Source organism: uncultured Succiniclasticum sp. (assembly GCF_902793885.1).
Classification (GTDB): domain Bacteria; phylum Bacillota; class Negativicutes; order Acidaminococcales; family Acidaminococcaceae; genus Succiniclasticum.
The window spans coordinates 80,314-99,094 of sequence record NZ_CADBFF010000005.1 but is presented as its reverse complement, the minus strand read 5'-3'; the positions used below and the strand labels follow the sequence as shown (position 1 = coordinate 99,094).

The window sequence follows — 18,781 nt, the reverse complement described above, 5'->3', positions numbered from 1 at the left end:
ACCGATGCTGTTAAAACGCCGGCCGGGTAACTACTATCCGCCGAGTGGAAATGAAACTTGCAAAAGGTCGTGACACAATCAATCAACTGCATTAATGCTCCTCAACGTAGCTCATATAAATTTTTCAAACACGCGGTTACCGAACCGCATGCCATAAGTTGTCAGCCGCAGCTTTCCATCTTCGCACTCTGCCAGTTTTTTATCCAGCAGCGTTTGGATTTCCTTTCCATAATAGTTCATTATGTTTATATCAAACCGTTTTTCCATTTTGTTTATATCTGCGCCTTCCGTCATACGAAGACCCATGATCATCGCTTCGCTGATCTGGATTCTGCGGTCAAGGGGTTCCGTTTGCCACAGACCCCTGTACTCATTGACAGAAGAGTGTAAAAGGTCAGTTACTCCTTTCTTTTCCTTTTCTGCAGAAAGCATAGGAACAGAAGAAGTATCCTTCCCGTTCATTGTATTATCATCGTTTTGCGGTACAGGCCCTTCCTTCCTCCAGCCTTTTATATATTCCTGCACATCTGCCGTATTCGTCCGCCGTTCTTTTCCGTTAAAGGTACAGGCGCCCACCCCGAAGGCCGCGTAAGGTTCGTAATGCCAGTACACAATATTATGAAGAGACTCCTGGCCGGGTTTCGCGCAATTGGATATTTCATAGCGTCGCAGCCCTGCCTGCGCCAAAATCTCCGTGGTCATCTCATACATTAAGTAAGAAATGTCTTCATCCGGCAAAGTAACCCGTCCTGACGAAACCAACCGTTCCAGCGGCGTCCCTTCTTCCAGAATCAGGCAGTACGCAGAAATGTGCGACAGGTTCATCTGCAAAATCTGATTCATTGTGTCGCGGAAAGACTCCACCGTCTGGCAGGGAATGCCGGAGATCAGATCCGCGTTGACACGTTGGAAGCCTGCCAGCTTTGCTTCGTCAATCGCGCGCAACGCCTCTTCCGCCGTGTGGATCCGCCCCAGCGCCCGCAATTCGTTGTTCTGCAGAGACTGCACCCCTAAGCTGATGCGGTTAAAGCCAATTTCGCGCAATGCCTTCAGTTTTTCAGCGTCTACTGTTCCGGGATTGGCTTCAATGGTTGCTTCCGCCGGTTCCTTCCACCAGCCGTACTCTTTCAGGCAGGCAACAATATTTTGAATTTGTCCCACGGAAAGAACCGTCGGCGTCCCTCCCCCGAAATACACCGTCGCGTTTTCCGCAACAGGCAGCTCACGCTGTAAGGAACGAAGCTTAATTTCCCGGCACAGCGCTTCCACATATTGCTGTCGCACTGCTTCCGTGAACCCGGCATAGGACGGAAAATCACAATATAAACATTTTTGTAAACAAAAAGGGGTATGAACATATACCCCTTGGAATTGTTCCCACCGTTCCATCATATTGATCACTTACACTTTCACCACGCTGCCGGAGGAAAAAAGGCTCAGCCCATGCGCCGCGGCATACTGATCCACGCAGGCAGTGTCCTCCATCAGCATTGCAACTTTCCTGATTCAGAATGACCTACCAGCTGCATCAGGATTCATTTTTTAATAATAGAACTTTATTCCTTCTTCAAGGCATATAATAATTGGTCAGGAAATACGTTCTTTCCCAATCAACAATTTGCGCGAAAAAAAATATTAAAACTCAATTTAATTATACCATATATCAGTATAAACGTAATCAATAATCAATCATTTACAGATTCACCTCGCCACGCCACTACTTATGCAGGTTTCTGAAGTTTTACATTTTTTATCCAATTTCACGGCAACTTGCCGGGCTGACATTGCATCCGGTCAGTTTAGTGACCGGAAAATTTTTGTCAGGCCAGTGATGGCGCAGGTTTAGAGCCTGCTCTCTGTTATAAATATAGACAGACTATTTGTTTGTCTCTTTGTAACTTAACCTGCCAGCATTCTATTGTTTGTTCGGGAGAGCTGCCATTACGCCGACCCGGAAAATCCGGCCAAAAGAGATAACACAAAAATCACCGGACGCTTTTACACGCCCGGTGGCTTTTGACCGCAACTCCTTACTTTACGACTCTTGCTGTACAAACAATTCCATTTCCTGCTGCAGCAGGCGAAACACATTGGCAACTAAATACCCATCGGCGACCGCATGATTCAGGCGTACGGTCACCGGCATTAACAGCCTCCCGTTTTCCCTGCGATATTTTCCCCAGTTGACAATAGGCGCGAAGAACAAATACCCGTCCGGCAATTCAACATGCAGCGAATCATACGAAAGCCACGGAATACAGGAAGCATCAAACCAGTTCGGATGATGTTCCAAATCCAGTCCATAGTCCCTTGTCTTCTTTGCCTGTTCCACATCCTGAAGCGCATTGGAATAAAACGCCGCGTAATCCGCACAGTATTCTGTGTAAACCAGCGTGAAGGTTTCCGTATCGTCATGGAAAACATACTGCGTTGGATTGATTACCTCATAGCAGACCAGTTCTTCTGTCTGCCAGAGATAACCCATTCTGTAATCCTCTCTCGAGTTCATCACTTTTGTGAGGATGTAAAGGAAATTGATATAAAATTTAGTCTTCGTTTTTTGGGAATACTCCACGAGATCGGTGACATCAATCCGGGCTGTCATCGATGTAGAACATTTGCAGTCTTCGGAAAAATGACGAAAAACGCCTTTCCGGTAATACGATTCCCTGTCTATAATCCTGTAGTCCATGTTACCATTCTTTCCTGTTCTTCTTGCTGTTACAAGATTATTATACCAAAAAAAGACCGGTACCTGAAATACCGGCCTTGTTTAATGAAACTAACTAAACTGTCATGTCAGTCTTTCACATACGTGCAGACCTTGCCCGGATTCAAAAGCCCTTTCGGATCGAATACCGCCTTGATGCCCTGCATCAGCTGCATCACATCACTGCCTACATAGTCCTCCAGACGCCGGACGGAAACCGCTCCGATACCGTGTTCTCCGGAGATCAGGGCGTTCATTCCCTTGCCTTTCGCATAAATCAGATCCAGGAACTTATCCGACCGGGCGCGGAACTCCTGTTCCTCCATGCCATTAGCACAGAGTTTGATATGGATGTTGCCGTCTCCGGCGTGTCCGTAGGTATTAATATCCAGACCTACCTCATCTGCCAGGCTCTGCGCATATTCCACAATCTCCGCGATGTAGCTGATGGGAACCACGATGTCGCATTCCTCCACCTTGTCATAGGTTTCGAGGATAGCCTCCGGCACGGCCCTGCGCATATCCCAGGCCGCTTTCATCGCATTGGCATTATCAAATACGAGCACATCCAGGGCGCCGCCTTCCAGCATGACTTCAGCAGCCGCCTCCATGGTCTCTTCCATTTCCTCTTCCCGGCGACAATCAAAGGTAGTGAGAAGATATGCTCCCACGTTTGTCCCCTCACTCACGGCAGGATATACCACCTTTTCCGTGAATTTCTCCGCCCGTTCTACATTGGAACGGGGCATAAATTCCAGAGACTGGGGATCCAGCCCGGAATGCTTGACCACAGGCACGCAACGGATACAGGCCTCCAAATCCTCAAACATTCCCAGAAGGGAAACCTGGAATTTTGGCTGGGGGATGAGTTTTAGTCCAATTTCCGTGATGATTCCCAGAGTCCCCTCAGAACCAATCAGCAGATGCAGGAGGGAATACCCGGAACTGTTTTTGCTGGGTTCACCGCCCAGCTTCACCACACGGCCGTCGGGAAGCACCACCGTCATGGTGCGGACATATTCACGGGTGCAGCCGTATTTCACGGCACGCATCCCACCGGCGTTGGTGGCCACGTTTCCACCCACCGCAGCAAACCGTTGGCCGGGGTCAGGCGGATAGAACACGCCGCGTTCCGTGCAGGCGGCAGTCAGGTCAGCCAACAGGACGCCGGCTTCAATGTGAACAAGGCCATTGTCCAAATCCCAGCGCAGAATATGATTCATCTTAGTCGTATCAATGACCACACCGCCGCAGATGGGCGCACATCCGCCGCTGAGCCCGGTTCCGGCCCCGCGGGGAATGATGGGGATGTTATTCTCGTACAGAATTTTGCAGGCTTTTGAAACCTCTTCTGTCGACCGCGCCATCACTACAGCCTCCGGCATACGGAAACCGGCGGACACCATCTCATCGTGGGCATAGTCTTCGCTGATCTGGTCCCCGGTCAGAACGCTTTCGGGGAGCGCGGCGGTAAGTTGTGCAAGTACTTCAGGGGTCAGGGATTGAAAAGACATAATATCCTCCTTTTAATCAAAGAATTATTATCTTCGCGTAAAGATGTAATACTATATTTTTGCTCAAATTTCATAGTAATTTCCATCTTAAAATCATTTTTATTTTATCACACTCTAATTCTATTACGCAACAACCTTCTGAAAATATATAAAATTTAACGCAAGTTACTCCTCTACGCTATTCTTCCTTTTTCCCCAGCTTATTCAACGAGATATGAAGATTGATTGCCGCGCAGGAAAGCGCGGTCAACGCGAGCCAAAGAACGAACAGGTCTACGATAACCCTCTTATCTTTTATATCATATTTCTTGCTCTGCTTATCCATTCCCTTACTCCCCTTTCTGCAGAACTGCTGCATCTTATTTCGTTCTTAGCAACTGTCCCGTCTACCTTCATTATAAAAAACAACCGCAGAAAATAACTCCACGGCTGTTTCGCTCACTATGAATGATGACTCCTGAAATATATCGGATAAAACAATCCACGTTAATCCGCGTTATTTCCAATCGTCAAACGCATACATGCAATCATTTCTCATATAGCATTCGAAAATGCCTCCGGAGACTTTTTTCAGGTTTTCGCCATCCAGTTCGAAATCAGCCAGTTCCGCCATGTAGGTTTCGGCCTCTTCTTTCGTCAGCTCGATGCCGCCGGTCTTCGCCAACACGATCAGTTCATCGGCATCCTTGCACTGCAGGGCTTTTATGACCATTTCTTTTGTCAGTTCATTTCTGTTGATTGGCATAACAACTACCACCTTTCACATAACAATATCCAAAGCGCCTTTATTATACATTTTAAACGAAAAACGAAATGGAAGCAACCTCTGTTTTTATTGAAAAGCCATTGCTATCATCCTTTTCGCTTCTTGTCTTTATATAATGATTCAGTTTGCCTGCATTATCATATTGAAGCATCTGAATAAAGAATTACTTTAATTGCTTTTTAATCTCCTCCACTATGGTTATGTCAGCCGGAAGCCATTCAACATCAAAGAGTGTATCTTTTGTAAGCCACCGGGCTTCTTCCGCTTCCAACAATTTCAGTTCACCTTCCGCAACCTCACACCAAAAACAATCCATGGACAAATGGAATGCAGGATAATCATATTCAATTGTGGTGATCAAATCTCCTACTGTAATCTTTGTTTCCAGTTCTTCCCAGATTTCCCTGACAAGCGCCTGCTGCGGAGTTTCTCCTTCTTCGATCTTTCCGCCGGGAAATTCCCACTGGCCTTTAAAATCGCCATAGCCCCTTGCCGTAGCAAATATTTTCTTCTTTTCACAAATAGAATCGCATATTACTGCAGCAACAACTCTTATTGTTTTCATGTGTGTTTTCTTATATAAACAAGACAGATTCATCCAGATTGACGCTGATGGATTTTTAATAATTATATCATTAAAAACTTTGCGAAGTAAAACTGCAGCTGCATTTTTCAGCGCGTCTTTTCAGAAACAAACGGCTTTGCGGGTCTTCCTTTACGCATAATGAAAAACCGGTACACAAAGTAACTTTTCTTTGCATCCTGAGCCAACCTCGCAATATAATCCGTTTTGGGTTTCATGGCTTCTGTATAGGAATTTCCGTTCAGCAGCGATTCGGACAACAGTCGCGCCGACGTTACTGCCAGTTCGATTCCTGCCCCGGAGGATGCTGCAATCAGACCGGCAGCATCTCCCACAAAACAGGTTTGCCTGCCGTATTCCAACAACGTGTCGTCTCCCGTGGGGATAGCTGCTCCGCGCACACAACGCGGTTCTTCTATCTGCAGACCCCGGCAAAGTGAATTCATCCCTTCCCGGCAAATTTCCGCATTGCCGGGATAACTGCCGCAGCCAACAACGGCATCCTCTCCCCGTGGAATATACCAGCTGTATCCCACCTCCCGGGAAAGATATTCAAATACTCCGTCCCGACTCATCAGCGGAACCACTCCTTCCAGCGTAATCCCAACCCGCTGGTTTCTTCCGGTAAGCAGGCGGCGTACTGCCGACATGGCTCCGTCCGCTCCAATGATGCGGCCAAATTCAACTTCGAACGTCTCCCCGGTGCGAAGATCGGCACATATGGCAACGCCGGCGCTGTCATCGATCTCGCGTACCGTCGTCCGGTCCTGCAGCATTCCGCCCGATTGCAGATACCGTTCCAGGCAGTAATCGTCCAGACGTTTGCGGGGTAAGGCGTAATAAACATCCGACTCTATGAGTATTTCAAGCCCTGCATACCGGTCCCATACTTTTTCGATATGCATAGGCCGCAATGTATCCATGCAGCCTTCGCCAAACACCTCCGCAACCTGCGTAAGCGCCCTTTTATTCATGATACCGCCGCAGAGCTTTTCCTTAGTCTTCGCGTCCAGCAGTTCAAGGGCCAGCACATCAGCGCCGGCCTTTTTCAGCAAAAATCCTGCGACAGAACCGGCAAGCCCGGCCCCGACAATCAAAAAATCAACACGAATTCGTTTCATAACCAGCCCCCACATAGTTGAGTCCTGCATAACGTTTCAACATGCACGACAAATATGAACAAAACAGCCGCAGAAAAGTCCACGGCTGTTGCAAAGTGTCATTGACAGCTTTTGTTTTGGCAATCTGTCATTGACAGTTCGCCGTTTTTCACTTTTTGCAAATCGGGACTTGTATGACTTAACCAGAGGGTACTTTACCTAATCCCTGCAAGGACAAGTATCGACCCCGCAATCATCCAGACAATTCCAGCAGCCACCGCCGGCAACCTTCTTCAGCACTTTATCGTCCAGCTCAACGTCGGTCAACTCCGCCAGATATGCTTCTGCCTCAGCTTTGGTAACCTCAATGCCTTCAGCCTTTGCCAGCGCTATTAACTCTTCCGCTGTTTTGCACTGCATAGCCTTTTCCAACATTTCTTTTGTGATTTCATTTTTGTTGATTGCCATATCATCTTACCTCTCAATCCGTCAGCATCCCTTGAAATTTTCCCAGCCTACGGTACCACAGACATGATGTCCGCACTGGCCTTCCGTCGGGCAGTTATCCCAGCAGACGCCACCGGCAACCTTCTGCAGCATATCCTTATCCAATTCGACGTCAGCCAATTCCGCCATGTAGGCTTCTCCTTCCTCTTTCGTCAATTCGATTCCGTCAGCCTTGGCTAACGCAATCAATTCGTCTGCAGTCTTACATTGCAAAGCTTTTAAAAACATTTCTTTTGTGATTACATCCTTGTTGATTGGCATAGTAAAATCCCTCCCAAACCACAAAACTATGAAACCCTTTATTATATATACAAAACTGATACGTTAAAATTGACACTTAAAGAATTACTTTTTTATTTCTTTTTCTCCATGCTTAAAATCGCCATGAACGCTTCCTGAGGCAGCTCTACCGTGCCCACCTGCTTCATGCGTTTTTTACCGGCTTTCTGTTTTTCCAGCAGCTTGCGTTTCCGGGTGATATCGCCGCCATAGCATTTAGCCAGCACGTCTTTGCGCAGCGCCGCCACATCTTCCCGGGCGATGACCTTATTGCCGATAGCCGCCTGTACGGGAATGGCGAACTGCTGACGGGGGATCAGGCTCCGCAGCCGTTCCACCAGCCGCCGGCCCTGTACCTGGGCATTCTCCCGGTGCACAATGGCCGATAACGCGTCAACCTGGTCGCCGTTCAGCAAAATATCTACTTTCACCAGATCGCTGGGCTTATAGCCGGCCAATTCGTAATCCAGGGAAGCATAACCCCGGCTGCAGCTTTTCAGGCGGTCAAAATAATCGTAAATAATTTCGGACAGGGGCAGTGAATAATGAATCATGACGCGATCTTCGTCCAGATAGGTCATGTTCTGGTATTCGCCCCGTTTTTCCTGTGACAGTTCCATTACAGCGCCAACGTAATCTTTTGGAACGATGATCGTCGCTGTAACGTAGGGCTCTGCAACCTCTGCAATCACAGTCGGATCCGGAAATGCAGAGGGATTATCCACCAGCTCGATGTCCCCGTTGGTTTTATTAATCTGATACACAACGTTAGGCGCCGTAGTGATCAGGTCCAGTTTGTATTCCCGTTCCAGTCGTTCCTTGATGACATCCATGTGAAGCAGGCCCAGAAATCCGCAGCGGAAACCAAAGCCCAGCGCAGTAGACGTTTCCGGCTCAAACAGCAGTGACGCGTCATTCAAATGCAGCTTTTCCAAAGCATCCCGCAAATTGTCATAATCCGTATTTTCCACCGGATACAATCCACAGAACACCATCGGCGTAGCTTTCCGGTAACCGGGCAGCGGTTCCCCGGCCGGATGGTTGGCATCCGTTACCGTGTCGCCTACCCGGGCCTCGCCTACCGTTTTAATGGCGGCCGCCAGAAAACCTACCTCACCGGCCCGCAGCACATCCACGTTCACCGGTGCCGGTTTAAACACGCCTACTTCCGTTACTTCGTAGGTGGCACCGGTAGCCATCATCTCAATTTTCATGCCTTTTCGGATCGTTCCGTCGTAGACACGCAAATATAAAAGCACGCCTTTGTAGGAATCAAATTTGGAATCAAACACCAAGGCTTTTAACGGTTTGTCGTCATCACACTCCGGAGCAGGAATCCGCTGGACGATAGCTTCCAGTATTTCATCTACGCCTTCCCCGGTCTTAGCGCTGCACAGCACCGCCTCGCTGGCGTCAATGCCGATAACGTCCTCTATTTCTTTCCGGACCTTATCCGGGTCGGCGCTGGGCAGATCAATCTTATTGATGACCGGAATGATCTCCAGATTATTATCTAACGCCAGGTACGTATTGGCCAGCGTCTGGGCCTCAATGCCCTGACTGGCGTCGATGACCAGCAACGCCCCTTCACAGGCTGCCAGCGCACGGGACACTTCATAATTGAAATCAACATGACCGGGGGTATCAATAAAATTCAGCATATAGTCTTCGCCATTTTTGGCACGATAGATGCTCTGCACCGCCTGGTCCTTGATTGTAATGCCCCGTTCCTTTTCCAGGTCCATGGAGTCCAGGATCTGTTCTTCCATTTCCCGTTTGGACAGGGTACCGGTCATCTCAATGAGCCGGTCGGCCAGCGTGGATTTGCCATGATCGATATGGGCAATAATTGAAAAGTTGCGAATGTGGTCTTTTTGCATGTATTTTTTACGGCTTACGCCGTTCCTTTCTATAATCTGAATTAGTATTTCTTAGTTATTATATACGATATTCATTTTTTGTAAAAGAATTATTTCCGTAATTATAAAATCATCTTGCATAAACTAAACTCACGTGGTAAAATACTATGGTAAAAGTTAAAGTAGGAGGTGAATCCATTGCCTAACATTAAATCTTCTATCCGCAGCGTAAAGACCGACGCAGAACGTCGCGCCAAGAACGCAGCTGAAAAGAGCGCAGTTCGTACTGCTGCTAAGAAAGTAGAAGCACAGGTTGCCGAAGGAAATAAAGCGGAAGCCGAAGTTACTTTAAAGAAAGCTTCCAGCTTGCTGGATAAAGCGGCACAGAGCGGTGTTATTTCCAAAAATGCCGCCGCCCGCAAAAAATCTAAACTGGCCAAAAAAGTAAACGCCGCTGAATAACAGCACAAAAAAATTACCTGCTTACTGAGTAAGCAGGTTTTTTTGTTGCCTGAATCGATGCAAATTTACTTCTTCGCCTCTTCCGACTTATTGTTTGCCATGATCCGCTGCAGTTCCTGCATGAAGTTCTGCACATCTGCAAACTGCCGATACACAGAAGCAAAACGGACATAAGCGATTTGATCCGTCTTTTCCAGATGCTCCATTACCAGCTCTCCGATTTCCCGGCTGGTCACTTCCGATTCCCCTTTCAGGCGCAGCTCCCGTTCGATTTCATGGGCCATATCCTGAATGGTTTCCACAGATACGGGACGTTTCTCAAACGCTTTCAGCAAACCGTTAAACAATTTCGAGCTGTCAAAGAGTTCCCGTCTTCCGTCCTTTTTGTTGACCACCAGCGGCGTTTCTTCATACTTCTCGTATGTAGTAAAACGCCTGTTGCATTGGGGGCATTCCCTGCGGCGACGAATCGATGCGCCATTTTCAACGGAACGGGAATCAACGACGCGACTGTCTTCAAACGAGCAAAACGGGCATCTCATAAGTACACATTCCTTTCATCCACAGAAAACAACAGAACAACGTCAGTAACAGATATAACAAAGCGGCAGTTTCTCACTGCCGCATCGTTTTATGAAATCAATCAGCGACTCTGCATCCAGGGTGGGATATCATTTCCGGGATCTTTGGGAAATCCAGTAATAATACTGCCGTGGGACGGTTCCTCTTTTGCCGGAGTATCAGCAACAGCCTGTTGTTTAGGAGGATTCGCTTTAACTTCCGTTGCACCGCCGCGCTGACGAGGAGTGTTCCATCCGGGAGTCTTAATTGTAGACTGTCCGGTTTTTTCCGGATATAAAGCCGGATTCTTTCCGTTAAAGCCGGTTGCGATAACGGTCACGCGGATCTCATCATCCAGTTTTTCGTCGATAACCGCGCCAAAGATAATATTGGCATCCGGATCCACGGCTTCTGTAATGATGTTGGAAGCTTCCGTAACATCAAACAGAGACAGGTCCTTACCGCCGGTAATATTGAACAGTACACCCCTTGCGCCTTCAATGGAGGCTTCCAGTAACGGGCTCTTAATCGCCGCTTCCGCTGCAGCCACTGCACCGTTGTCGCCTGTGGCGGTACCAATACCCATCAATGCGGAACCTGCGTTGGACATAATCGTCTTAACATCCGCAAAGTCGGCGTTGATCAGACCGGGCACGGAAATTAAATCGGAAATGCCCTGAACGCCCTGACGCAATACATCATCCGCAATACGGAACGCATCTATCATACTGGTCCTGCGATCAATCACCTGTAACAGACGGTCATTGGGAATGGTGATCAGTGTATCAACGCGTTCCTTTAACGTAACGATACCGGCTTCCGCCTGATTCATCCGGCGCTTGCCTTCAAAAGAAAACGGTTTGGTAACTACACCAACAGTCAGCGCGCCGGCCTCCCGGGCACATTCTGCAACGATGGGAGCTGCACCGGTTCCTGTACCGCCGCCCATGCCTGCGGTTACAAAGACCATATCGGCGCCCCGCAGCTGCTCGATTATAATTTCTCTGGATTCTTCCGCCGCTTTCTGTCCAATCTCGGGATTGGCGCCGGCGCCTAATCCTTTGGTCAGTTTTTCACCAATCTGAATGCGGTTCTGCGCTTTGGAAAGCAACAGCGCCTGCGCATCACAGTTCACCGAAATAAAATCCACGCCCTGCAATCCGGCAACGATCATGCGGTTTACGGCATTGTTGCCGCCCCCGCCTACACCAACAACTTTAATCTTTGCCAACGTCTCAGGAACAATTCCGGAACTATCCGGACTATTCAAAATATCTTCAAACATATTCGGTTTCCCCCTGCTTCATAATACTACCTATTGTTATTATAACATTCTATACAAAAATAAAAAAGTACATTCAGACACATTAACAAAAAAATTCACAATTATTTCTTCAGATACAGCCGCCGGATAATAGCCAGATTATTAAAGATACGCATGCCCAATACCAGGATGACAACCATATAAAAATCGATATCCATCATGATGCCCGCATAGCAGAAAAAAACAGACAACATAATATTAACAAGAAAGCCTGACAGGAACACCACGTTATCGTAGTCTCCCTCCATCGCCGCGCGTAATCCCCCGAAGGCGGTATCCAGACCCGCCATCAGCGCCACAGAAAAATACGGTGCATACACTTTAGGCACAAACCCCGGAGTCAGAATGCCGCCTATAATACCGAAGACCAGACCGATTATTGCATAGATCATTGGGCGCCACCTCCGGCATTATTCCGCCGGTCTGCCGGCTGTTCCTTACCTGCATCCGCAGTTACTTTGTTATCCTTTGCTTGCGCATTTCCGGCAGTTTCCTTTTTATTTTCAGCAGCCTGCACGGTTTCTTTATTATCTTCTTTCTTCTCTTCTTCGGTTACCATTTTTGCGAACTCAAAAGTTCGTTTTCCCTGAAAAGCAGGGATCCTGACTTTATCCGACTGTACAATATCGGCCTTAATACCCCAGAATTTAAAGTTTTCAATGACGCCGCCCCGGAGCTTCAGGGAACTCTCCAGCGTCTTGGGATTCCCGATCGCTGAAATCACAAAAGGCGCTGCCAGCCTTCTTTCATTCACAAGGACCGTAGGACCGACACAGCGGATTTCACTGGAGCCGATCAGTCGCTGGCCATTCAGGGAAATTGCCTCCGCGCCGGCAGAACGCAGTTCATTGACTACGCGCAGCAGATCATCGTCGTGTATGATGTAAAGATTTTTGTTCTCCCCAGCCTTGGCAGCCTGTTTGCTGTCATCAAGGGTAAAAACAATCCCCTTCCCTTCCATTTCGGTTTCACCGGCCCGGGCCTTCAGTTCGTCCATTTCCTTTTTTGCCGCACCCGAGATACGGCCTGCCCGGTACTCATCCAGTTCTTTGACCAGCTTGTCCCGGTCTTCCTGTACCTCTTTCAGCCGAACCGTCAGATCTTCTGCACGCTGCACTGCCAGGTTCTGGTACTGGTTATGAGACTTCAGCTGCATCGTGATCATAAATCCCAAAATAATACATACCAGAAAAATTAATATTCTGGTATGTTTATTGATTGCTGTTATCATCCGTAATATCCTCTTTTCTGCAAGCCTGTGCAGACGCCAGGCATTATTGCAGTTTACTTCTGCTATATTATACTACAAACCTGTCAACATTTACAGTATTTTTCTTTACCGTTCCGGATTTTTCAAACGGACGAAAGGCTTGGTGTATTGCAAATCCATATATTCAACCTGCACTTTTTTCCCTTTTATCTCGTTAAATACTGTCATAAACAGTTCCGCTTTCCCGGCCAGTTCGTTCACAGGCCCTAAAATCACCGGAAAGCCATACCGCATATGGATAATCAGTTTGTGTTCCGCATCTACGCTCAGGTCTGCAATCTGTTCTTTTGCGTCCGGCTTCAGTTTATCCAAAAACTGCAACACTTCCCGGATCGTATCATTCTGCAGCGTATCCCCAATAAAGGCATTGCCACAGGCAACACCGGCCAGGCGGGGAATCGACGCATCCCTGATTCCATCTGTCATATCCATGACCAGCGCCGTCTTATCCACTTTGGCATAGTTACCGTAATCCGTTACCACGTATAGAACGGGCTGGCGCTCTTTGATATAAACATTCAGGGTGGAAGGAAAATCATAATGCGCTTCTGCGCTCTCTACTCTGACATCCCCCTGCAGTGCCGTTACAATTTTACTCTTTGACACCCGAAACAAATTAACCGGCTCCCCGGATCCTGCCATCTGCAGGATTTTTCCCCGGGTAAACTGTTTGCTTCCATGAATCACAATATCGCCAAATGCAAAGTCAGGCCGGTGTATATGATTCCAGCCTGCCACTGCAGCAACCGCAAAAATAAGGAGCCCCAAAAGCCATATTATATTGTCCAGCCGTCTGCGGCGGCGGTCTTCCTGCAATTTTTCATGAGAAGAACTCATTTGACCAACATTTCCTTATAAATGCGCGGTTTCCAATATCATTTCACACAACTCGCCAAAGTCCGTGCCATCCGCCCTTGCCGCATCCGGTACCAGACTGGTCGGTGTCATACCGGGAACTGTATTCATCTCCAGCACATAACAGTTTCCATCCTTGTCGATCATACAGTCTGTACGGGCTACGCCGGAACAGCCCAGTACCTCATAAGCATTGACAGAAATGTCTTTCAGCTTTTGTATTATTTCTTCCGGCAACGGCGCCGGTACAAGATGTTCCACGCCGCCCACCGAATACTTGGCATTGAAATCGTACCACTCGGCATGAGGATGAATCAGCACAACCGGCCAGACTTTAACCGTTCCGTCTTTCCGGCGGATCATGCACACAGAGGTTTCCTGTCCCGCAATATACTGCTCCACCAGCACTTCTTCATCATACCGGAACGCTTCATCCAAAGCTTTTTGAAGTCCGGAAACGTCTTTTTCAATGGTAACCCCCAGAGAACTGCCCTGGGATACCGGTTTAACAACAACAGGCAGAGAGAACTTGTCCGTGATTGCCTTGATCATATCCTGCTTTCCGCGGTTCCTCCGATGCAGGAAAATATAATCCGGAGTAGGAATACCGCTGCCAAGGAATACCCGTTTAGCAGCCAGCTTATTCATGCTGAGGGAACTGGCCAGCACTCCGGAGCCTGTATAGGGAATCCCCATCATCTCCAGCGCGCTCTGCAGTCTTCCGTCCTCGCCATATAAACCGTGTACGGCAATTACCACCACGTCAGCACCGCTTTCCTTTACCTGCTCGAAAAAATTATGCGGTACCAGCCGAATCTCCTTTACCTGATACCCTTTGCCGCGTAATGCTTCTGCCATAGCATGCCCCGTGGACAGTGATATCTGCTCTTCCGCTGAAGGCCCGCCCATAACGACGGCTACCGTAATGTCTTTATCCATAGTATTTCCCCATTCTATTTTTCAATTTGCCGAAATTCTTTTACCAGTTCTTCCCCAATCCGGAACACATCGCCGGCCCCCATGGTAATAACCAGGTCGCCCGGTTTGCAGTTTTTGAACAGATACTCTTCCAGCCGTGCAAAACTGTCAATATACGTTACATCTTTCCCGGTCGTGACCTTGATCGATTCCGCAAGATTTTTCCCGCTGACACCGGGTATCGGATCCTCGCCGGCAGAATAAATGTGCGTAAGGATCAACTTGTCACAGTTACCGAAGCATTTACAGAATTCTTCATACAGCAGTTTCGTGCGGGTGTACCTGTGGGGCTGGAATACACATACGATCCGTTTGGCCCCGGTTTCCTTCGCAGCCTGCAGCGTGGCGCCGATTTCCGTAGGGTGATGTGCGTAATCGTCAACAACCCATATTCCGTTTTCTTTCCCTTTGGTTTCAAAGCGACGCTTGGCTCCGGAAAATTTCGCCAGCGCACCTACAATCGTTTCCGGGGAAATCCCCATCAGCACAGAGGCCGCAAATGCCCCCAGCGAATTTAACACATTATGCCGGCCGGGCACAATGAGATGCACGGACGCCAGCTTTTTGCCCTTATTATACACGTCATAGTTTGTACCTTCTACGCTGTAACAGATATCTTTCGCATAATAATCGCAATCTTCCGTCAGTCCGTAGGTAACATAATCGTGCTCCGTTTCTTCCGACAGGCGGCGCACCTTTGCGTTATCCAGGCACAACACGGCAGTGCCGCCTTCTTTCATATGAGAAAGATATTCTTTGAAGGCCTGATAAATGTTTTCTTCCGTCCCGTAGTGGTCCAGATGATCGTCTTCAATATTGGTAATGACAGGAATAAAAGGTAAAAATTTTAAGAAAGAGCCATCGCTTTCATCCGCTTCCGCCACGACCCATTCGCTTTCCCCATTGCGCGCATTACCGCCCAATGCCGCAACATCGCCGCCGATCACGACCGTGGGATCAATACCGGCTTCCGCTGCAATTACACCGATCATAGCGCTGGTCGTCGTCTTGCCATGCGCCCCTGCCACAGCAACCCCTTTCGTTCCGGTTCCGTTCAAAAGCGCCATCAGCACATCACTGCGATGCAAAACAGGAATATTCTTTGCACGGGCCGCCACCAGTTCCGGATTCGTCTTCGGAATCGCCGTGGAAACAACGACCGCTTCCGCCCCTTCTATCTGGCATTCGTCATGCCCCATATAAACCAAAGCGCCTGCCTCTGCCAGTTCATACGCCATATGGCCGGCCTGCAGGTCAGAGCCTGTCACATCAAAGCCTCGTTTCACCAGCACATAGGCTAATGCGCTCATCCCAGCTCCTCCGATACCGATAAAGTGGATATGTCTGTACTTGTCCAACATCTGCTTTACCTCCGCCTTCATTTTGGAACCGCCAATTAGTTCTCTGTGCGTAATCAGCGTTTCTTTGTATTAATCAAAGCAACTGCCTGTTTTGCAATATCCACGGCAGCTTCAGGCCGTCCGGCCCTGCCTGCGGCAAGCCTCATCTGCCGTAATTCTTCGTCGTGTTGCAGAAGCCGTTCCACTTTTTCCTGCAGTATATCCCCGTTCAGTTCCCTGTCCAAAATCACCAGCGCCGCACCGGCTGCTTCTAATGCCCTGGCATTGAACTCCTGGTGGTTGGCCGTTGCATACGGAAAGGGAACCAGGATAGAAGGGATGCCCCGGGCAGTCAGTTCTGCCAATCCGATCGCCCCGGCCCGAAACACCGCCAGATCAGCCGCCGCCAGCGCCATCGGCATATCGTATAAATAGGGAGAAACGCGAATATTCGATTGGAACCCACCGGCTTCCTCAATTTGCTTTTTATATGCTTCGTAATGATTTTTCCCGGTGGCATGCAGAACCTGCACATCGTCTCTGCCGGACAGTTCCTTTTCCAACTGAAACGCTGCTTTGTTTAAAGACGCAGCACCCAGGCTCCCGCCGGTAATCAGGATGGTCTTTTTTTGGACATCCAGCTGGAAAAACCGCAATGCTTCCCAGCGTGTATGGCTTAAAATCTCCTCCCGAATCGGATTTCCCGTAAAAATCTTCTGCGCTTTTCCTTTAAAATACTTGTCCGCTTCCTTATATCCGAGAAAAATCGTTTTTACAAAATACGATAAAATCTTGTTGGTCACACCCGGCAGTGCATTTTGTTCCTGCACACAGGTCGGAATCCCCTTCATCGCCGCCAGGAATACGATTGGACCGCAAACATAGCCGCCGGTACCGATAACCAGGTCCGGCTTATGCGTATCCAAAAGCTTTTTTGCATCCCCCAGCCCGGTGAACAGCTTATAAACCGAACGGAACGTATCCGCGCTCAGGCTGCGTTTAAAACCCTGCACATCAATAAAATCAATGGGATAACCCGCACGGGGCACCAGATCCTTTTCCAATCCGTGGGTCGTGCCAACAAAACGTATTTCCGCGTCCGGATACAGTTTTTTTATAGTATCCGCAATGGTAAGCGCCGGATAGATGTGTCCACCGGTGCCACCGCCGGATACGATGATCTTCATCTGACAGTTGTCTCCATTCTGCTGCCTGTAAAGGCAGTCTGTATTGTTTAAGGCAACACTGATGACCATGCCTGCAAGCCGTCCGGTTTATTCCTGTACGGCTCATTTGGAATAAGAACAGTCAGTCAGCGCTTTTCTTTAAATCTGTTACCAGCTTTTTAAAATAGCGTCCCCGTTCGCCCATATCATGGAACATATCGAAAGAGGAACAGGCCGGCGACAACAGCACCACCTGGGGCGTTTTGGCATGAGCATACGCCGCATCGACAGCATCTTTAAACGTGTCCACTACCATGATGTTTTCTACACCAGCTGCCATTGCTGCCTGATAAAAGCGTTCCTTTGCCTCGCCCAGTAAAATCAACAGGTCTGTCTTTTCCCGGATCAGATACATCATGGGGCCCAACGGGGTCATTTTATCATGCCCTCCGGCCAACAGAATGATGTGTCCGCTGGGGAACGCTTCCAACGCCTTGATTACGGAATCTGTATTGGTCGCCTTGGAATCATTGTAATACGGAACGCCATGAATCGTCGTCACATACTCGATACGATGTTCTACGCCCTTAAATCCCAGCAACGTCTCCCGCATTTTTTCCGGGGTCACTCCGGCAAAAAAGCCGCAGGCAATTGCCGCCAGCACATTTTCTTCATTGTGGGCGCCAAAAATTCGCAGTTCATCCTTGTGGCAGATTTCTTTCACAGCATTTTTCCAATTAATGAAAAAACTGCCGTCTTTCATATAAACGCCTTCCGGTAAAACCGCCTTACGGCTGAAATAACATAACGTACCTTTCGAATACTTCCCCCATGTACGGACTTCCGGATCGTCATAGTTCAAAATCGTAATCTGTTTTGCAGTCTGGTTGGCAAAGATATTCCGTTTGCAACGGGCATATTCCTCCATGGTCTTATGACGTTCCATATGATCCGGCGTCAGATTGAGGATTGCCGCCACATCCGGGCGAAAATCTTTAATGCCTTCCAACTGATAGCTGGAAACTTCCGCCGCAACCCAGCTGTTCTCATCCAGTCCTTTTACTTCTCTGGAAAGGGCCAGGCCGATATTCCCGCCAACCGCAGTTTTCACCGGCAGCGTCTTCAGCATTTCACCAACCAGCGTCGTGGTTGTGGTTTTCCCGTTGGTTCCTGTTATGGCAACCATATGCCCTGTATAATTACGCCAGGCCGATTCGATTTCCGCAATTACCTCGATACCGTTTTCCCTTGCTTTCTGCAAAACGGAAAGATTATATGGGACTGCCGGCGATAAAATGATCTGCTGCACCTGTTGAAGGATTTCTTCGATATTGCCGCTGACAAATCCGCCGCCCTTCCGCGCCAGCATCTCCGTCAGTTCGGGTTCCAGGTCCTTCGGCATATCGTCATACAGGAAAACAGTCTTCCCCTGATCCGCCAGTTCCATAGCCGCACCTTTTCCGCTGATGCCGGCGCCAAATACCATTACTTTTTCTATTCCGGACAT

20 protein-coding genes are annotated in these 18,781 nt (G+C 48.5%); 1 reads left to right on the top strand and 19 read right to left on the bottom strand.

Annotated features, from left to right (window positions below):
- Positions 1 to 111: 111 nt before the first annotated feature.
- The 10 genes from hemW to lepA all read right to left on the bottom strand — a co-directional run bounded on the left by hemW (position 112) and on the right by lepA (position 9,339).
- On the bottom strand, positions 112 to 1,389 hold the full coding sequence (gene hemW, locus QZV31_RS04175; RefSeq protein ID WP_295358500.1) for a radical SAM family heme chaperone HemW: 1,278 nt from the start codon (positions 1,387 to 1,389) through the stop codon (positions 112 to 114).
- Between the two features lie 646 nt (positions 1,390 to 2,035).
- Positions 2,036 to 2,692, bottom strand: a complete 657-nt coding sequence (locus QZV31_RS04170) for a CatA-like O-acetyltransferase, family 3 (RefSeq protein ID WP_295358430.1) — start codon at positions 2,690 to 2,692, stop codon at positions 2,036 to 2,038.
- Between the two features lie 107 nt (positions 2,693 to 2,799).
- Positions 2,800 to 4,224 (bottom strand): FAD-binding oxidoreductase, encoded by a 1,425-nt coding sequence (locus tag QZV31_RS04165; RefSeq protein WP_295358428.1) that lies wholly within the window; start codon positions 4,222 to 4,224, stop codon positions 2,800 to 2,802.
- Positions 4,225 to 4,402: 178 nt separating this feature from the next.
- Complete coding sequence (locus QZV31_RS04160; RefSeq protein ID WP_295358426.1) at positions 4,403 to 4,549, bottom strand: hypothetical protein; 147 nt, start codon at positions 4,547 to 4,549, stop codon at positions 4,403 to 4,405.
- 171 nt (positions 4,550 to 4,720) lie between these two features.
- A complete protein-coding gene (locus QZV31_RS04155; protein WP_093730646.1) occupies positions 4,721 to 4,969 on the bottom strand; it encodes a hypothetical protein in 249 nt (82 codons plus the stop codon).
- Between the two features lie 184 nt (positions 4,970 to 5,153).
- A complete protein-coding gene (locus QZV31_RS04150) occupies positions 5,154 to 5,555 on the bottom strand; it encodes a (deoxy)nucleoside triphosphate pyrophosphohydrolase (RefSeq protein ID WP_295358423.1) in 402 nt (133 codons plus the stop codon).
- A 107-nt stretch (positions 5,556 to 5,662) separates the two neighbouring features.
- Positions 5,663 to 6,694 carry an NAD(P)/FAD-dependent oxidoreductase gene (locus QZV31_RS04145; RefSeq protein ID WP_295358421.1) on the bottom strand — a complete coding sequence of 344 codons (1,032 nt, stop codon included), beginning with the start codon at positions 6,692 to 6,694 and terminating at the stop codon, positions 5,663 to 5,665.
- Positions 6,695 to 6,892: 198 nt separating this feature from the next.
- The gene (locus QZV31_RS04140) at positions 6,893 to 7,141 is read right to left on the bottom strand and encodes a Nif11-like leader peptide family RiPP precursor (protein ID WP_295358419.1); all 249 of its coding nucleotides are present in this window, start codon (positions 7,139 to 7,141) and stop codon (positions 6,893 to 6,895) included.
- Positions 7,142 to 7,162: 21 nt separating this feature from the next.
- Positions 7,163 to 7,441, bottom strand: coding sequence for a hypothetical protein (locus tag QZV31_RS04135; protein ID WP_295358418.1), 279 nt, complete (start codon positions 7,439 to 7,441; stop codon positions 7,163 to 7,165).
- A 92-nt stretch (positions 7,442 to 7,533) separates the two neighbouring features.
- Positions 7,534 to 9,339, bottom strand: coding sequence for a translation elongation factor 4 (gene lepA / locus QZV31_RS04130; protein WP_295358416.1), 1,806 nt, complete (start codon positions 9,337 to 9,339; stop codon positions 7,534 to 7,536).
- Positions 9,340 to 9,516: 177 nt separating this feature from the next.
- On the opposite strand from lepA, the gene rpsT reads away from it, so the two are divergent.
- Entirely contained in the window at positions 9,517 to 9,780 is a 264-nt protein-coding gene (gene rpsT, locus QZV31_RS04125) for a 30S ribosomal protein S20 (RefSeq protein WP_093730653.1), read from the top strand.
- A gap of 65 nt (positions 9,781 to 9,845) precedes the next feature.
- Here rpsT and nrdR read toward each other — a convergent pair whose 3' ends face one another.
- From nrdR to murD, 9 genes are all read right to left on the bottom strand, one after another.
- On the bottom strand, positions 9,846 to 10,322 hold the full coding sequence (gene nrdR / locus QZV31_RS04120; protein WP_093730654.1) for a transcriptional regulator NrdR: 477 nt from the start codon (positions 10,320 to 10,322) through the stop codon (positions 9,846 to 9,848).
- 101 nt (positions 10,323 to 10,423) lie between these two features.
- Positions 10,424 to 11,626, bottom strand: coding sequence for a cell division protein FtsZ (gene ftsZ, locus QZV31_RS04115; protein WP_093730655.1), 1,203 nt, complete (start codon positions 11,624 to 11,626; stop codon positions 10,424 to 10,426).
- 101 nt (positions 11,627 to 11,727) lie between these two features.
- Positions 11,728 to 12,057 carry a small basic family protein gene (locus QZV31_RS04110; protein WP_093730656.1) on the bottom strand — a complete coding sequence of 110 codons (330 nt, stop codon included), beginning with the start codon at positions 12,055 to 12,057 and terminating at the stop codon, positions 11,728 to 11,730.
- Complete coding sequence (locus QZV31_RS04105) at positions 12,054 to 12,821, bottom strand: DUF881 domain-containing protein (RefSeq protein WP_295358413.1); 768 nt, start codon at positions 12,819 to 12,821, stop codon at positions 12,054 to 12,056. The genes QZV31_RS04110 and QZV31_RS04105 overlap by 4 nt, the downstream gene beginning before the upstream one ends.
- Positions 12,822 to 13,001: 180 nt before the next feature.
- Positions 13,002 to 13,772 (bottom strand): FtsQ-type POTRA domain-containing protein, encoded by a 771-nt coding sequence (locus tag QZV31_RS04100; RefSeq protein WP_093730658.1) that lies wholly within the window; start codon positions 13,770 to 13,772, stop codon positions 13,002 to 13,004.
- A gap of 15 nt (positions 13,773 to 13,787) precedes the next feature.
- Positions 13,788 to 14,729 carry a D-alanine--D-alanine ligase gene (locus QZV31_RS04095; protein ID WP_295358411.1) on the bottom strand — a complete coding sequence of 314 codons (942 nt, stop codon included), beginning with the start codon at positions 14,727 to 14,729 and terminating at the stop codon, positions 13,788 to 13,790.
- Positions 14,730 to 14,743: 14 nt separating this feature from the next.
- A complete protein-coding gene (gene murC / locus QZV31_RS04090; RefSeq protein ID WP_295358409.1) occupies positions 14,744 to 16,129 on the bottom strand; it encodes a UDP-N-acetylmuramate--L-alanine ligase in 1,386 nt (461 codons plus the stop codon).
- Positions 16,130 to 16,182: 53 nt separating this feature from the next.
- On the bottom strand, positions 16,183 to 17,295 hold the full coding sequence (murG, locus tag QZV31_RS04085; protein ID WP_295358407.1) for an undecaprenyldiphospho-muramoylpentapeptide beta-N-acetylglucosaminyltransferase: 1,113 nt from the start codon (positions 17,293 to 17,295) through the stop codon (positions 16,183 to 16,185).
- Between the two features lie 121 nt (positions 17,296 to 17,416).
- Positions 17,417 to 18,781 (bottom strand): UDP-N-acetylmuramoyl-L-alanine--D-glutamate ligase, encoded by a 1,365-nt coding sequence (gene murD / locus QZV31_RS04080; RefSeq protein ID WP_295358406.1) that lies wholly within the window; start codon positions 18,779 to 18,781, stop codon positions 17,417 to 17,419.

Coding starts and splice junctions, on each gene's coding strand:
- QZV31_RS04165 (WP_295358428.1), bottom strand. CDS start 4,224: ATGTCTTTTCAATCCCTGACCCCTGAAGTACTTGCACAACTTACCGCC.
- nrdR (WP_093730654.1), bottom strand. CDS start 10,322: ATGAGATGCCCGTTTTGCTCGTTTGAAGACAGTCGCGTCGTTGATTCC.
- QZV31_RS04135 (WP_295358418.1), bottom strand. CDS start 7,441: ATGCCAATCAACAAGGATGTAATCACAAAAGAAATGTTTTTAAAAGCT.
- hemW (WP_295358500.1), bottom strand. CDS start 1,389: ATGGAACGGTGGGAACAATTCCAAGGGGTATATGTTCATACCCCTTTT.
- QZV31_RS04170 (WP_295358430.1), bottom strand. CDS start 2,692: ATGGACTACAGGATTATAGACAGGGAATCGTATTACCGGAAAGGCGTT.
- murD (WP_295358406.1), bottom strand. CDS start 18,781: ATGTCCGGAATAGAAAAAGTAATGGTATTTGGCGCCGGCATCAGCGGA.
- QZV31_RS04160 (WP_295358426.1), bottom strand. CDS start 4,549: ATGGATAAGCAGAGCAAGAAATATGATATAAAAGATAAGAGGGTTATC.
- ftsZ (WP_093730655.1), bottom strand. CDS start 11,626: ATGTTTGAAGATATTTTGAATAGTCCGGATAGTTCCGGAATTGTTCCT.
- murG (WP_295358407.1), bottom strand. CDS start 17,295: ATGAAGATCATCGTATCCGGCGGTGGCACCGGTGGACACATCTATCCG.
- QZV31_RS04145 (WP_295358421.1), bottom strand. CDS start 6,694: ATGAAACGAATTCGTGTTGATTTTTTGATTGTCGGGGCCGGGCTTGCC.
- lepA (WP_295358416.1), bottom strand. CDS start 9,339: ATGCAAAAAGACCACATTCGCAACTTTTCAATTATTGCCCATATCGAT.
- QZV31_RS04150 (WP_295358423.1), bottom strand. CDS start 5,555: ATGAAAACAATAAGAGTTGTTGCTGCAGTAATATGCGATTCTATTTGT.
- QZV31_RS04110 (WP_093730656.1), bottom strand. CDS start 12,057: ATGATCTATGCAATAATCGGTCTGGTCTTCGGTATTATAGGCGGCATT.
- murC (WP_295358409.1), bottom strand. CDS start 16,129: ATGTTGGACAAGTACAGACATATCCACTTTATCGGTATCGGAGGAGCT.
- QZV31_RS04155 (WP_093730646.1), bottom strand. CDS start 4,969: ATGCCAATCAACAGAAATGAACTGACAAAAGAAATGGTCATAAAAGCC.
- QZV31_RS04105 (WP_295358413.1), bottom strand. CDS start 12,821: ATGCAGCTGAAGTCTCATAACCAGTACCAGAACCTGGCAGTGCAGCGT.
- QZV31_RS04140 (WP_295358419.1), bottom strand. CDS start 7,141: ATGGCAATCAACAAAAATGAAATCACAAAAGAAATGTTGGAAAAGGCT.
- QZV31_RS04100 (WP_093730658.1), bottom strand. CDS start 13,772: ATGAGTTCTTCTCATGAAAAATTGCAGGAAGACCGCCGCCGCAGACGG.
- QZV31_RS04095 (WP_295358411.1), bottom strand. CDS start 14,729: ATGGATAAAGACATTACGGTAGCCGTCGTTATGGGCGGGCCTTCAGCG.